We start from the raw sequence: 13,341 nt of genomic DNA, 5'->3' as shown, positions 1-13,341 counted from the left end.
CGTCCTCATCGCTGTGAGACGATGACGTTGCTGTACGGGTAGGGGATCTCGATCCCGGCTTCCGCGAAGCGCTTCTTGGCACTCTCGTACAGCCGGTGCTCGAAACGGGTCGCCGCGGGCGAATCCCGGCACCAGGCCCGCACCCTGAGCGACACGCTGGAGGATCCCAGCTCCACCAATGGACAGTCCATGGGCTCGGTGACGTCAGGGTCATCCGCGGCCAACCCCAGGAGGATCGCGCGAGCCTTCTCGACGTCGGAGCCGTAGCCGATTCCCACCTCGACGTTGGCAAGGACCCGGGGTTCGACGCTGGTCAGGTTGACGGTGGTCTGGGCGCCCGCCAGCGCGTTGGGGAGGACCACGCGACGGTTGTCGAACGTCACCAACACCGTGTAGCCCAGGGTCACGCTCTCGACCACGCCCGTCTCGGGTCCGGCCGGGGCTTGCACCTGCAAGCGATCCCCCACCTGGAACGGTCGATATACGAGGAGGGCCAGCCCGGCGATGGCGTTGCCGAGCGTGTTCTGAGCTGCCACTCCGAGCACGATCCCGACCACGCTGACGCCAGCCAGCAGAGCCGTCCCCAGCGCCCGCAGTCCGGGGATGAGGTGAGCGTATCCGACGGCCAGGAACGCCCAGAGCCCCGCCTGTAGCAGCGGTCGCAGGATCAGCACGGCCATCCTGTCGACTGCATCTCTACGCAACGCCCGTTGCGAGGCCTTCCGGATCAGGAGAGCACCGATGAAGCCGAAGCCCAGAAACAGCGCGGCGTAGACCAGCGCCCCCGTCAGGGTGGCTGGGTGAACGAAAGCGAGGATCCCTTCGATCGTCGTCATGCGCATGGCTCCCGTCACGAGGTCGAGCAGCAGGGTACGCCGCCGCCGGATCCCTGGCCATGGAGGGGGCCCCACCGGATGGTCGCTCTCGACCTGCACGCTGCATCTCCACCACCAGCGCGGGCGGCCCCAACCGGGCTGCGATCAGCCAAATCGTTGGGCTACAACAGGCTTTCGGCTGGCGTGCCTCTTGATTCGCTCTCCCATCACAGAAGTCCTCCGCTGTACGCCGTGGAGCCTGCAGTGGACAAACCCATCGAAGAGGTTCACACCGAGTCGAGGAGAATAGACATGCCAGCCCGTGCCACTGAGCCGCTACCTGCCCTGGAAGCCCGTTCCACCGATGCCGGTGCGCCTCACCTACCGGAGCCCGCCCTGACGGTCGGTGACCTGATGTCGCATGAGGCCTTCGCCGTCCATGCCGAGTCCACGTTGCACGACGCCGCGCGGCTGATGTGGGAGCACGACATCGGTGCAGTGCCCGTCGTCGATGCGAGAGGCATCGTCATCGGCATCGTCACCGATCGCGACATCGCGATGTCCGCCTTTTTCAGCGGTGACGCTCTGAGCTCCATACGTGTGGAGTCGGCGATGTCACGGGACGTGGCGGCGGTACAACCCACCCTCAACGTCTACCGGGCAGCGGGCGTCATGCGGCGGCACCAGGTGCACCGCCTGCCCGTGGTGGATGAGGAGGGTTGTCTTCAAGCCATGCTGTCGCTGGCGGACATCGCCCAGGCGCTCGGAACCCAAGGCGCGGACGGGCTTTCCGAGCTCGACGTGGCCTACACCCTCCGGGCCATTTGCGTATCGCGCGCGCACGCCAGCCACCCGGTGCCGGACGGTGTCGCCACCATCCCCCTCTGACGCGGGTCACGGCACCAGGCCAAAACGATGGAGGGGGAGCACCGGCCGACCGGCGTGAATCCCGGAAGACCGATCCGGTCACGCGATTGTCAAAACACCAGCCAAGTCATGAGATAGAGCGTGTTGTTGTCCGAAGCGGCGCGGCCCGAGCCATCGTAGTCGCTTCCCCGCCCGTTGAACGACGTGTAGGCGGTGTACTCCAGACCCAGTCGTGTGTTGAGCCAAGGGGTGAAGGTGAGCATCGCCGTGAGCCCCCGGGTGTCGGGCCGTCCGTTGGAGCTTCCGCTCACGGCCGCGGGTGCATAGAGACCGGGATCCGCGCTTCCGGTGGTCGAGAACACGCCAGCGGTGGCCGCCCAACGGCTGGACCAGGCGTACATCGCGTCTAGTCTCGCCGTATCCAGGTGCCCTCGCCTGAAGCTCGATCCGTCCGCGGCGCGGGTCGCGTCCAGGGTTCGGCGCTCATGGATCCAGGTGCCGTGGGCGACCAGGGCCCCTCCGTTGGTCAGCGGACGTTGGATCTGCCCATCGACTCCCACGTCGACGTAGCGATCCCGAGCCCCCTCGAACCCCGTGGGCGTGAGGTTCGCGACCATCCCGTAGGTACCCAGCATCAGATCTGTCTCACCGAGGGGGTGTTGCAGCGCGGCCCTCCAGTAGGGTGCGACGCCGTGAATGACGTCGGACGCGCTACCGTCCACCGGCACCGGCCCCCCCTGGAACGCAGAGCGGTAGAGCGTGGCTTCGGTGTAGAGCCGGTTGTCCCACAAGGCGTAGCTGCCCAGACCCACGGCCGTCTGGTCCAAGCCACCGTCCAGCAGCACGCTGGCGGCTGCCGACGGGGCCACGTCGGACGAGGCGAAGGGGAAGCCCCAGACAGGAGTGCTGTTCCACAGATCCTGCACGCCCGGAGCGTCGTTCAGGGTCAAACCCGCCAGTACGTCCGTCCCGGCGACGCGCGTGTGACCGGCGAAGCGCACGTCGGCATTGTCGAGTCCGATCCCACCCGAGCTGGGGTCGTAGGTCAGCTGAAGGAATGCGCCGAGGTTGGTGGTGATGCCTCCCGCGAAGAAGAGCCCCATCTCCTGCGGAAAGGCCGCGCTCCGGTTCTGGGTCCCGGGCACGCTTCTCTGGGTCGACGTGAGGGACGTGATGATCATTCCCGACAGCGGTGGAACCAGATCGAGCCTCAAGCCCGCACCACCGCTGTCTGCTTCCTGGATCACCTGCTGCGCAGTCAGTGTGTAGCCGTTCAGCTTGAAGTCGCGTCCGAGCGCGTTGAGTTGTGGAAAGCGCGTATGGCAGGCGCTACAGGCGAGCCCCGTCTGACGACTGAAACTCGGGACCGGGGCGCTCCAATGCACCGGCGGGGCGGGTGTGTGGGTCAGGTGCCCGATGTACTCCGTGAGCGCCGCTGCAACGCGTTCTTCCGCTGCGTCGGGTCGGGATGGGACGCTCAGCGAATGGGCGAGCGCAGGAGAGGAAAGCGGAAGGTACGCAAACAAGGTGGCGTGAAGGACCGTGGCGACGTGTGTCATCGGTCGGCCCTCGCGTCATGCTTCACGTCGAAGGGAATCGAGATCTCACCCAATGCGCGCCCCGACTCCTGCTCGACCGAGATCAGGTCCCAGCGGAAGGTCACGCGGGGCGTATCCGTGCCGACCTTCTGGAAGTAGAGGAAGCCCGAAAGCATTCCGTGGGGCTCGACCACGCCTTCGGGAAGCGCCAGGCCCAGCATCTCGGCCGTCGGGCGCACCGCGTCCATCAACACTTGGTGATAGAACGGGTAGTACCAGGGATCGTAGAACGAGTACGGCCAGTTCCAGGTGGCGAGACCGGGATAGAGCGGCGCGTAGTACGGTGCCAGGAAGAAGCGTCGGTACCCGAACCCCGGTGAGCGGATCGGCGCGAAGCCTCTCGGGAGCAGCGGAGAGGTGATGTCCCCCTCGACCGCGAAGGGCGGGAGCGCGGAGTAGCGGTGCCCGTCCGGAGCGATCAGGGCAAAGTCGCTGTACCGGATGCGCAGCGCTTCGGATCCTTCGTTGTTGATGGTGATGCGTACCGGTTGCACGGCTCGCCCGACGCCCGGATCGCCCTTCCAGGCGTCCGCTTGAGCCGTGACGCGCACACCGTCCAGCGACGACACCGCCACGTTGGCGGCTCCGGGTTGGGTCATGGCCGTCGAGGCAGGCGATAGCGTCGTGGTAGCGCACGATCCCGCCGCGGCCGCCAACAGCGGCGTCAGCATCTTCAGGGTCCAGCGGGCTGCGGGTTTCATGGAAGCCTCCGTCCGTTCGTTCAAGGCCTCCGACCTCTGCACTGCCTGGCAGGCCACTGGGGACGGACGGCCTCTGGATTCGCGATGTTCGCGAAGGGACGGGGTGCATCGGACGTTCCGCGGGTACCGGTGACGGAAGTGTATGTAGGACAGGATGTTGAGGGGGGGGCCTCTCAGGGCGGTGGGACAGTTCGTCCCGTTCGCTCGTCTGGCGTGGGACACAGTGTCTCACGGCCCGAGCTCCGCGCCCCCTGGCGCATTTCGGCCGAGACGCGCGAGATGCGCCGCCCACGCCCGGGCCCCGCGCACGGAGAGGCGAACCGTAGGTCCAAGGTCCACAGTCACTTGGACGAATGGCGCGGGCCTTGTTCGCGTGGAGGTCGCAACGCTGGGTCGGGCTCGGTCGAATGTGCCGAGCTGGCACCGGTGTGCAGGGTCGCGACGGCAGTCGGACAAAGGGGAGCAGGCGGATGGGCGCGAGAGCGTTGGCAGTCGGGTGGTGGGACGACGTGGACGGTCACGACGAAGCCGTCGAGCCCGGGGTCGCGACCGAAGCGGGAGCGCGATGTCGGATCCTGGTCGCAGATGCGGATCCACGGACCCGTGCCTGTCTGGTCGAGCTCCTTCGCTCCCACGGCCACGACGTCGCGTCTGCCGAGGAAGGGCAGGCGGCCCTCAACGCGTTCGCCGGCGAGGACTTCGATCTCGTCTTCCTGGACCTCGAACTCCCTGGGGTGGCGGGCATGAACGTGCTGGCCGCCTTACCCGCGATCGACTCCCAGGCGGACGTGGTCGTGTTCACCGCCGTGCAGGGCGTGGAGTCGGTGGTGGAGGCCATGAAGCTCGGGGCGTACGAGTACCTCACCAAGCCAGCCGACTCGCACACCATTCTGCGGGTGGTGCAGCGGGCCCGTAGGGAGCGGGCGCTCCGCAAGGAGGTCCAGCGACTGCGCACCGAAGTCCCGACGCGTTCGCCCGGCGGTCTGGTCGGTCGGTCTCCCGCCATGAGACGGCTGCTGTCGGCCATCGCGCGCGTGGCGGTGACGCGCGCGTCCGTATTGATCACCGGGGAGACGGGAACGGGCAAAGAACTGGTGGCCCGGGCTATCCACGAGTGCTCTCCAAGGTCCAGGCGTCCGTTCGTGGACGTGCACTGCTCCGCCATTCCGCACGCGCTTCTGGAGTCGGAGCTCTTCGGACATGTGCGCGGGGCCTTTACGGGGGCGGTGGCCAGCCGCAAGGGACTGGTCGAGGAAGCGGACGGGGGAACGCTCTTTCTCGACGAGGTGGGGACGCTCACTCCGGACGTACAGGTACGACTGCTGCGGCTCCTTCAGGAACGTCGCATCCAGAGGGTCGGCAGCAGCATGTCGACACCCGTGGACTTCCGCCTCGTAGCGGCCAGCAACGTCGATCTGCGCGACGAGGTCGGCGCGGGGCACTTCCGGGAGGACCTCTTCTTCCGGCTGGACGTGTGCGCGATCCGCGTTCCTCCGCTACGGGAGCGTACCGAGGACGTCCCTCTGCTGGCGCACCACTTCCTGACCCGCTTCGCGACCGAGTACGGGATCGAGCCCCCGAGGCTGACGCCCGAGGTGCTTGCCCGCATGGTCGCCTATGATTGGCCTGGGAACGTCCGCGAGCTGGAGCACTTCGTGGAGCGTTCGCTGGTGATGCATCCCGGCGCGTCCAGCATTCCCTTCGATCTGCCGCATGGCACCTCGGAGGAAGGCCCGGAGCCCCTGGTCCAGCGTGCGCTCGACGAAGATTGGTCGCTGGACCGTCTCGAGCGCGTCTATATCCTCCGGCGACTGGAGAGGAACGGCTGGCAACGCAGCGCCACCGCAGAGCAGCTCGGCATCGATCGACGAACGATCCACCGGAAGCTCAAGCGCTACCGTGAGGAAGGGCTCCTGGCCGAAGTCGTCGATACCGGCGCCCTCGGGTAACCTGCCATGGCACTGCGCTACCTCACCCATCCGCTGCAAGGCGGCCAGGCCGGAGCAAAAGGACCACCAGCGCACGTTGCCTGGCGACGCGCTCCACGACCGCAACTCCCTTCGTGGCAGCATGTTCAGTGCTCTGGCCCGGCACATGATGAGATGAACCCGCGAACGTCTCGCCTTTCATGGAGGAAGACAATGAAACCGTGGGTCGCAGCACTCGGAATGACAGCGGTGCTGGGCGCCATGCCGCTGCAAGCGCAGACCAAGCAGGACGCTCCCAACGTGACCGTGCAGAACGACTTCCCCGATGCGGTTACCGTGTTCTTGGACTGGGGCCACTTCGACCGTCGCCTCGGCGTGGTCGACGGACATGCCACCAGGACGATGCAGCTTCCGTCCTGGATCGTCGGAGATCGCTCCGTGGTCCGCCTCTTCGTGGTTCGCAAGAACGGGGAGGAACTCGCGTCCCAGGACCTCGAGATCGAACGCGGACATCCGCTCGGATTGATCGTGCCGACGCCGGAGCCGGCCAAAGCGGTTGAGTACAAGGTCTTGCCGCCGGAGGAGCTCTCGGAGACCACGCTGACCGTCACCAACGAGCGTGCGGTGGACGTCGTGGTCTACGCAGAAGAGCATGACGAGTTCGACGTGCGCCTGGGTACGGTGCCGGCGCACAGCACCAAGACGCTCGAGTTCCCGACCTCGGCGGTGCGCCCCGATGAGTCGGTGATGGTCGTGGTCCACCCGTTGAGGGGTCTCGATCTGGAGAGCTATCCGCTTCAGATCCGCCGCGGTGAGCACCTCGCCCTGACGCTGAAAGCCAAGGGCTGAGCCGGGGTGCAGGGGGGCCGGGGGCGGTAGAGCCCCCGGCCCTGTAGGCCTTCCTCCCCGCGGTGGGTCGGGAGAAGCATGCGACCGGCACGCGGCGACACGCGAACCGGGCGTTCCCGCGCACCGCGGGCTATCTTTGGGATCCCCCCTCGTCGCCCCTGACGTGAGACGCAGTTTCACTTCGGCTTCAGGAGGGAGCCATGTCTACTGAGGGCATTACAAGACGTACCGAGACCACCCCCCGGACCCGCGCGGATGCGGGGAAACCACTGGCCTCCTATCCGGCCTCCACAGTCGGGCGCCTGATGTCCAAACAGGTCCATCGGGTCGGTGTGGACGCTTCACTGAACGAGGCTGCCCGCCTCATGTGGGACCGGGACATCGGTGCGGTTCCCGTCGTGGACGGACAGGGCAAGGTGGTCGGGATGGTCACGGATCGAGACATCGCCATGGCCGCCTACATCCAGGGCAAGCCGCTCACTCGCATTCCAGTGCGATCGGTGATGAGCCGGGATGTGATCTCGCTCAGCTCGGCCGAGCCGCTACACAAGGCCTCGACGCTCATGCGTCGTCATCAGATCCGCAGGCTACCCATCGTCGACGAACAGGGTGTCGCCAGCGGGATGTTGACGCTCTCCGACCTCGCCCGCAGCAGCATCACGGGCGAAGGCGACGGGCTGACCGAGCACGATCTGGCCGATACGCTGTGCTCGATCTGCGCTCCCAGGACCTCCCTGGGCGCGGAGGGCGAGACGATGCTCGGTGCACCTGCCTAGCGCAGCAGAGTCAGGCCCGCCTGGGCCTTGGCCAGACGTGCAAGAAGCGCCGCTCGAGCAACCATGGCGTCTGCCCGGTGAACGGGAGCCGGCGAGCCCGCAGGGGTTCGCCGGCACTTCCGCCCAAAGCACGCCGGGGAGTGGGCCTCCTAGCCCACGCCTCCCCAGGCGAGGCCGACGGCGAACAGAAGGGAGAAGGCCAGGTCGAGCATCCCCGCCTGCGCAGTGACCGGGCGTAGTGCTTCATGACCGCGCAGCTTCCAGACACGGACCGCGAGCCAGGCGCCCAAAGGCAGCGTGAGCAGGGGCAGCAGGACCGGAGCTCCGGAACCGCTCATCCAGAGCACCAACGGGACCCCGTACGCGAGGCAGGTGAGGAGCACCAGCTCGACTCGACTCCAGGTCTCCCCCAGCACGACCGCCAGCGTGATCTCACCTTTGGCCGCATCGAACTCCCGATCCCGAATATTGTCGATGACGAGGATGTTCGTGGTCAGGGCAGCGACCGGGAGACTCACCAGCACCGCGCTCGCCGGCAGAGATCCGGGAGGCGGCCCGACCAGGAATGGTGTGCCCAGCGCGGCTGCTGCCTGTACGTAGTAGGCCCCTGCAACGGAGACGACACCGAAGAAGACGAAGAAGAGTGGGTCGCCCAGGGCGCGGTCGCCGAGCGGAAACGGATCGGAGGAGTAGGCCAGGCTGGCCAGGATGCTGGCAATGCCGATGACGAGCGCAGGCACGCCCCCGATCCACACCAGGTAGAGGCCTGCGACCAGCGCGCCGGCGTAGCAGACACGGGCCGCGTGGCGAAACTGATCGATGCTCAGCCGGCCGCTTGCGATCGCCTGCACGAACTCGGGGTGTTCCCGGTCATCGGGGTGCCGGCGCAGGTTGTTGTAGTTGTCTGCGATCACACCGCCGAGCTGGATCAGCCACCCCGCAAGGAAGGCGGCGAGGGCGGGGCCGATCGCGGCGACGCCGTGCGAGGTGGCCAGCCCGAACGCGACGGCCACGGGAGCGAGCGCCGTGGGAAGCGTGTGTCCGGGATAGAGCAGCTGGCGAAGCCCGGCCGGCCGCAGTACCGGTGCTCCCTCAGCGTCGCCGGTTGTCACTCGGAGCCGCCCCGCTCCAGCGACGCCTGTAGCCGCGGCAGAATCGCGTCCGTCCAAGCGGCGTAGGCGTCGCCGCTCAGCACGTCCTTCCCGTACTCCAGACATACCCGGTAGCGCAGCACCTCCAGCCGTTCGGGTGTGGAGGCGATGCGCGCGAGGGCTTCGACGTTCGCATCCGGTGATCCGCCGGCCTTCAAGCGCTGGGTGATGTCGGACATGACGTTGCCTATGGCCGCGCCCTCCAACTCCTGCGCCTCCGGCGAGGGTGGGACGCAGGAGACCTGGATGCCGTCCAAACGGTTGAAGACCACCGGCTTGTCGGGAAAGGTGGTGCACCCGCCGATCGCAGCGCCGGCGACGCCCAAGGCCAGGGCGCTCAGGGTGCGGAGCAGGCGCGGCGCCCGGCGCGACCCTCGGGCGCTCAGGCGTCGGGTGCAGTGCGCGCCGAGGGTCATCGCACCTCTCGCGCGTCTACCCGATCGCACCGATCGCCTGGATCTCGATGGCGGCGCCGTAGTGGAGCGGGGCCACCGGCACCACGGCGCGGGCGGGCCGGTGCTCGCCCAGCATGCGCGTGTACACGTCGTTGACCGTGGCCCAATCGTCGCCGTTGGAGATGTAGATGGTCATTTGCACCGTGCGGGACAGGCTGCTTCCGCCAGCCTCCAGGATCGCCTCCACATTGCGGAGGGCCTGTTCGGCCTGCTCCGCCACCGTGCCCAGCGCGCGAGTCGGATCGCCCGGGCGGAAGGGCAACTGTCCGGACACGTAGACCAACCCGCCGTAGACGATCCCCTGCGAGTAGTGGCCGCCAGCGGCGGGTGCGCGATCGGTGGTGACGGATCGGATGGCGCTCAAGGCTCCTCCGGGCAGCGCTGCGAGGGACGTCGGGGTGCCGGGAGGATGGATGTGCCGACGCCGACCGGCAAGCGCTGGGCTCGCGCGGGTCCCGCGCCGGACCGGAATGCGCCGAGCGCTGAGTCGAACTAGGCTCCGACGAGATCCGCCTCGAGCAGGCGCGCCACCTCGTCCAGGCCCCGGTCGATTCCACGGCGCGTCGCCGTCAGTCGGTCCAGTTCGGTCAGGGTGCGGTCCACCGACTCCGTGAAGTCCGTGAGCTCCTCGCGCGCACCTTCGACCGCGCGGCCCACGTTGCGGAAGAGGGAGGCGAACGCGCCGGCGTCCTCCACCCGGCTCGCTTCGACCCGCCCGGTGAGGTGCGTGATCTCCAGTGTGCGGACGAGCCCCTTCAGGTCCTCGAGCAAGCTCAGGAGGGGGGAGAGGTGGCTGACCACCGCACCGTATCCCGAGAACACGTGCCCCAGCGCGTCCCGCAGGCAGGTGATGAGCGCGCGCAGACCGTCTTCTGCCACAGTCCCTTCGCCCCCGACGTCGGCGAGGGCGGCCGGATCGAGTAGTTCTGCGAGAAAGCTCAGCACCATCTCGAGCTGCAAACGTGCCACCGTCGTGTGGAAGGCGGCCGCCTGTAGCTGGTGGGAGGCCTCGCGATTGTGTCCGCCCAGCGCCACCGCCAGGGATTGGCAGGCGTCGGCCTGCTCCCCGATGGCGTCGGCGATCACGGCCAGGGGAGCACCCCGCTCGCCCAATCGAGCCGAGGCGGCCGTGGCGTTCAATGAGGCCATCCGCACATTCCAGGCGAGATCGCGCAGGAAGCGCGACTTCTCTTCGAGCTTGGTCGACAACTCCAGGAAGCGGTCGAGTTGGGCGAACTGGCGCTCGAGCGCGCCCAGTAATGACTGGCAGCGGTGGTGCACCCTGGCCAGTGGGACGTCCGCTGCGGCGGTGGGCGCGGCGCCCCCCTCTTGGGAAGGCGCGTGCAGGTGCATCTCGCGGTCGCGATTGCGCGCCTCGGCGGGAAGCGCCTGCATCATGAGTGCGTCGTAGTCGGCGAAGCCCAGTGAGCCCAACAGCCCGGGCAGCATGGCTACCGATGCGTCCAGCCCACCGGGGCGATCACCGCGGGCTTCATGCTCGCGCTCGACCTCTCGTAGCTGTCGGTAGGCCTCCTCGACCACAGGCAGCATCTGCGTGGTCGGCTTGAGGCGCACCGACAGGTAGCCGTCCACGCCGGGGATGGGCACAGCCGTGGCGAGCACCCAGTAGTAGGAGCCGTCCGCCGCCATGTTCTTGACGTAGGCCGCAATCGCGCGCCCGGCCTTCAGGTAGTCCCACAGCACCCGGAAGACCGCCCGGGGCATGTCGGGGTGGCGAATCAGGCTGTGCGGCTCTCCGATCATCTCGTCGAGCCGGTAGCGGCTCACGCGACAGAAGACGTCGTTGCCGCTCTGGATCTTGCCAGTGTGGTCCGTGGTCGAGAAGAACAGCTCCCCGATCTCGAACCGGCTCTCGCGGTCGATCGGGTTCTTCGGGCGTGCGGGCATGGATGGGCCTCCTCCTGCGGGAGTATCGGCAGATCGGGGGCGCTTGCTGAGCGGGGGCCGCCCCGGGGCGTGGCCCCGATCCGCGACCCCTTGGGGAGTCCAGCGGTGGGACCCACGGCGCCCAACCGCCCACCTTGGCCGGCCACCGGCCCCGGCCGTACACTGGAGCCCGTCGCGCCCCGCGGGCGCCGCCAGAAGGCGGGGTCCGGCGAGCGGGTCCGGGCGCCCTGCAGAGCGTGCTCACGGAGGGGCGAGTGGCATCGTCGAACCGGCGGATCTCGTTGGGGACCGCGGCGGCGCTGGTGGTGGTGTTGGGCTGCGGGGGCGGCGAGGGCGCTGGCGAGGCCGGGCCTCGGGACGTCGCCACGTTCCGGCTCGCCCTGTTCAACATCCAGGAGCTTTCGACGGACAAGCTCATGGACGTGGACGATCACGGCGTCGGCCAGGATCCCCAGGCACGTGCCGCCGCGCAGATCATCCAGCGGATCCGACCCGACATCCTGGTGCTGGAGGAGATCGACCACGACTACGAAAGCGTCGAGCATGGGCTGGACCTGAACGCGCGCCGCTTCGTGCAGGCCTACCTGAACAAGGGCGACCACCCGATCGACCTGCGCTACTCCTACGCCGCACCCAACAACACCGGCATCCTGTCCGGCGTCGACCTGAACGGGGATGGGATCGTGGCCACGGAGAAGGACGTGGGCACCCGGACCTACGGAGACGACAGCTACGGCTACGGCGAATACCCCGGCCAGTACTCCATGGCGGTGGTCTCCCGCTTGCCGCTCCTGGCCCAACGGGCGCGTACCTTCGCGCGGTTCCACTGGACCGCGCTGCCCGGCAACCACCTGCCTCCGGACTTCTATGCGCCGCGGGCGCTGCAGGCTCTGCGGCTGTCCAGCAAGTCGCACTGGGATCTGCCCGTGCAGGTGGGCGACACCGTGGTGCACCTGCTGATCAGCCATCCTACGCCTCCCGTTTTCGACGGCGAGGAGGACCGCAACGGCCGTCGCAACTTCGACGAGATCCGGTTGTGGTCGCTGTACCTGGACGGATCGGAGGCCCTGCGCGACGACGAGGGACGGGCCGGTGGCTACGAGGGCGGCGCCCCGTTCGTCGTCGTGGGTGACTTGAACGCCCGCCCCAACGCGGACGAGTCCCTGTACGAAGGGCACACCGCGATCGCCCAATTGCTCGAGCGCACGGACCTCCGGGACTCGGGTCCGTTCCTGGTCAGCGAGGGGGGGCGGCGGGGGCGCCCGTCCGGTCCTCCCGACCACTGGGAACGCGCCACCACCGGCTTCGGAGGCGGCTCCCGCATCGACTATCTGCTGCCCTCCCTGGGTCTCGAGATCCTCGACGGTGGGGTGTTCTGGCCCGCGGCCACGGACGACCCCCAAGGCGCGGAGTGGGCCGAGCGCGCGTCGGACCACCGCCTGATCTGGCTCGACCTGCGCCTGCCTTCCTGACCTCCTGGGGCGGCCCTCCCGCCCAACGGGCGATCCCGGCCGGAAGGATTCCCCGCCTTCCTACGTAGATCACCGTGGACGCCTACGTCGTTGAAACCCGATGGCGGTGTCCTGCGTTCGTGAGATTGAACGCCACAATGGATGGGCGTCGCATTCCATGCCGCTCGTTCGTTGGAACACAGAAGAGACCACACCCCCGAGAGGCGCGGAACGCGCACGCACGATGACCACCGAAGACCGTAGCACCCTTCTCCTGACTGACGTCGGCGAGGTCCAGAACCTCGCCTCCGACGTTCCCGCGTTGCGCAGGGACTACCGGCGGATCCGCGTGGATCTGGCGGACCTGCCCGACCCGGCCCGTCATGCGTGGGAGCTACGCCTGAACCGGCATCTGCGAGGGCGCGGGACGGAGCTGGCGGCCATTGGATACGTCGTGGCCCTGGTCCTGTATGGCGCCTACCTCTGGGTGGCCCGTGGAGCTCTGCCGGATTCCTTGGACGCGCTCTCGGTCGGAGTCGCCCTGATGGTGGGAGGCGCGGCGGTGGGGAAGGTGATCGGGCTCACGCTCGCGAACCGGGCGCTCCGCCGAAGCGCGATCCTCTTGGAGGCGCTGCTGCGCGCCTCGTCGTCCTCGGAGCGTGCCTCCCGGGACGGCACCCCCGGTCCCCGACCGGGCGACCGCCTGGCGCGGGTCGCCTGAGCCGTGCCCGGGCCTCCGCAAGGGGGCTCGGGCAGGGCTGCTTCCACGCCGCATCAGGTCCCGCGGCTCCCCCCTGTTGAACGGTGGCAACGCGCCCCGTTGCCTGGTCCCGCGCTTGCAC

Annotated in this window: 13 protein-coding genes; 6 read left to right on the top strand and 7 right to left on the bottom strand. The window is 68.1% G+C overall.

Annotated features, from left to right (window positions below):
* Positions 1–5: 5 nt before the first annotated feature.
* A complete protein-coding gene (locus tag R3E10_14950) occupies positions 6–935 on the bottom strand; it encodes a mechanosensitive ion channel family protein (protein ID MEZ4417048.1) in 930 nt (309 codons plus the stop codon).
* 192 nt (positions 936–1,127) lie between these two features.
* On the opposite strand from R3E10_14950, the gene R3E10_14945 reads away from it, so the two are divergent.
* Positions 1,128–1,703: a CBS domain-containing protein gene (locus R3E10_14945; protein ID MEZ4417047.1), complete on the top strand. Its 576-nt coding sequence runs from the start codon at positions 1,128–1,130 to the stop codon at positions 1,701–1,703.
* An 89-nt stretch (positions 1,704–1,792) separates the two neighbouring features.
* Here the strand turns inward: R3E10_14945 and R3E10_14940 are convergent, their stop codons facing one another.
* Together R3E10_14940 and R3E10_14935 are read right to left on the bottom strand one after the other, a co-directional pair.
* Entirely contained in the window at positions 1,793–3,241 is a 1,449-nt protein-coding gene (locus tag R3E10_14940; GenBank protein ID MEZ4417046.1) for a cytochrome C, read from the bottom strand.
* A complete protein-coding gene (locus R3E10_14935) occupies positions 3,238–3,981 on the bottom strand; it encodes a hypothetical protein (GenBank protein ID MEZ4417045.1) in 744 nt (247 codons plus the stop codon). Before R3E10_14935 ends, R3E10_14940 begins: the two co-directional genes overlap by 4 nt.
* A gap of 470 nt (positions 3,982–4,451) precedes the next feature.
* On the opposite strand from R3E10_14935, the gene R3E10_14930 reads away from it, so the two are divergent.
* The 3 genes from R3E10_14930 (at position 4,452) to R3E10_14920 (ending at position 7,534) form a co-directional block, all read left to right on the top strand.
* Positions 4,452–5,930, top strand: coding sequence for a sigma-54 dependent transcriptional regulator (locus R3E10_14930; protein ID MEZ4417044.1), 1,479 nt, complete (start codon positions 4,452–4,454; stop codon positions 5,928–5,930).
* A 192-nt stretch (positions 5,931–6,122) separates the two neighbouring features.
* Positions 6,123–6,758, top strand: a complete 636-nt coding sequence (locus tag R3E10_14925) for a hypothetical protein (GenBank protein MEZ4417043.1) — start codon at positions 6,123–6,125, stop codon at positions 6,756–6,758.
* A 200-nt stretch (positions 6,759–6,958) separates the two neighbouring features.
* Positions 6,959–7,534, top strand: coding sequence for a CBS domain-containing protein (locus tag R3E10_14920; GenBank protein MEZ4417042.1), 576 nt, complete (start codon positions 6,959–6,961; stop codon positions 7,532–7,534).
* Positions 7,535–7,683: 149 nt separating this feature from the next.
* Here R3E10_14920 and R3E10_14915 read toward each other — a convergent pair whose 3' ends face one another.
* The 4 genes from R3E10_14915 to R3E10_14900 all read right to left on the bottom strand — a co-directional run bounded on the left by R3E10_14915 (position 7,684) and on the right by R3E10_14900 (position 11,048).
* The gene (locus R3E10_14915) at positions 7,684–8,646 is read right to left on the bottom strand and encodes a UbiA family prenyltransferase (protein MEZ4417041.1); all 963 of its coding nucleotides are present in this window, start codon (positions 8,644–8,646) and stop codon (positions 7,684–7,686) included.
* Positions 8,643–9,101, bottom strand: coding sequence for a hypothetical protein (locus R3E10_14910; GenBank protein MEZ4417040.1), 459 nt, complete (start codon positions 9,099–9,101; stop codon positions 8,643–8,645). The genes R3E10_14915 and R3E10_14910 overlap by 4 nt, the downstream gene beginning before the upstream one ends.
* Before the next feature lie 16 nt (positions 9,102–9,117).
* Positions 9,118–9,504 carry a Rid family detoxifying hydrolase gene (locus R3E10_14905; GenBank protein ID MEZ4417039.1) on the bottom strand — a complete coding sequence of 129 codons (387 nt, stop codon included), beginning with the start codon at positions 9,502–9,504 and terminating at the stop codon, positions 9,118–9,120.
* A gap of 128 nt (positions 9,505–9,632) precedes the next feature.
* A complete protein-coding gene (locus tag R3E10_14900; GenBank protein MEZ4417038.1) occupies positions 9,633–11,048 on the bottom strand; it encodes a PAS domain-containing protein in 1,416 nt (471 codons plus the stop codon).
* A gap of 254 nt (positions 11,049–11,302) precedes the next feature.
* Here R3E10_14900 and R3E10_14895 point away from each other — a divergent pair, with 254 nt between their 5' ends.
* Complete coding sequence (locus R3E10_14895) at positions 11,303–12,520, top strand: endonuclease/exonuclease/phosphatase family protein (protein MEZ4417037.1); 1,218 nt, start codon at positions 11,303–11,305, stop codon at positions 12,518–12,520.
* Between the two features lie 223 nt (positions 12,521–12,743).
* Complete coding sequence (locus R3E10_14890; GenBank protein MEZ4417036.1) at positions 12,744–13,220, top strand: hypothetical protein; 477 nt, start codon at positions 12,744–12,746, stop codon at positions 13,218–13,220.
* Positions 13,221–13,341: the final 121 nt, after the last annotated feature.

Source organism: Gemmatimonadota bacterium, from assembly GCA_041390105.1.
Taxonomy (GTDB): domain Bacteria; phylum Gemmatimonadota; class Gemmatimonadetes; order Longimicrobiales; family Gaopeijiaceae; genus JAGQIF01.
The sequence above is the reverse complement of the archived record's forward strand: the minus strand, read 5'-3'. Positions and strand labels throughout refer to the sequence as shown.

Bases quoted from the DNA above. Each gene is read 5' to 3' on its own strand.
- R3E10_14940 (MEZ4417046.1), bottom strand. From the start codon at position 3,241: ATGACACACGTCGCCACGGTCCTTCACGCCACCTTGTTTGCGTACCTT.
- R3E10_14890 (MEZ4417036.1), top strand. From the start codon at position 12,744: ATGACCACCGAAGACCGTAGCACCCTTCTCCTGACTGACGTCGGCGAG.
- R3E10_14925 (MEZ4417043.1), top strand. From the start codon at position 6,123: ATGAAACCGTGGGTCGCAGCACTCGGAATGACAGCGGTGCTGGGCGCC.
- R3E10_14900 (MEZ4417038.1), bottom strand. From the start codon at position 11,048: ATGCCCGCACGCCCGAAGAACCCGATCGACCGCGAGAGCCGGTTCGAG.
- R3E10_14945 (MEZ4417047.1), top strand. From the start codon at position 1,128: ATGCCAGCCCGTGCCACTGAGCCGCTACCTGCCCTGGAAGCCCGTTCC.
- R3E10_14920 (MEZ4417042.1), top strand. From the start codon at position 6,959: ATGTCTACTGAGGGCATTACAAGACGTACCGAGACCACCCCCCGGACC.
- R3E10_14910 (MEZ4417040.1), bottom strand. From the start codon at position 9,101: ATGACCCTCGGCGCGCACTGCACCCGACGCCTGAGCGCCCGAGGGTCG.
- R3E10_14930 (MEZ4417044.1), top strand. From the start codon at position 4,452: ATGGGCGCGAGAGCGTTGGCAGTCGGGTGGTGGGACGACGTGGACGGT.
- R3E10_14935 (MEZ4417045.1), bottom strand. From the start codon at position 3,981: ATGAAACCCGCAGCCCGCTGGACCCTGAAGATGCTGACGCCGCTGTTG.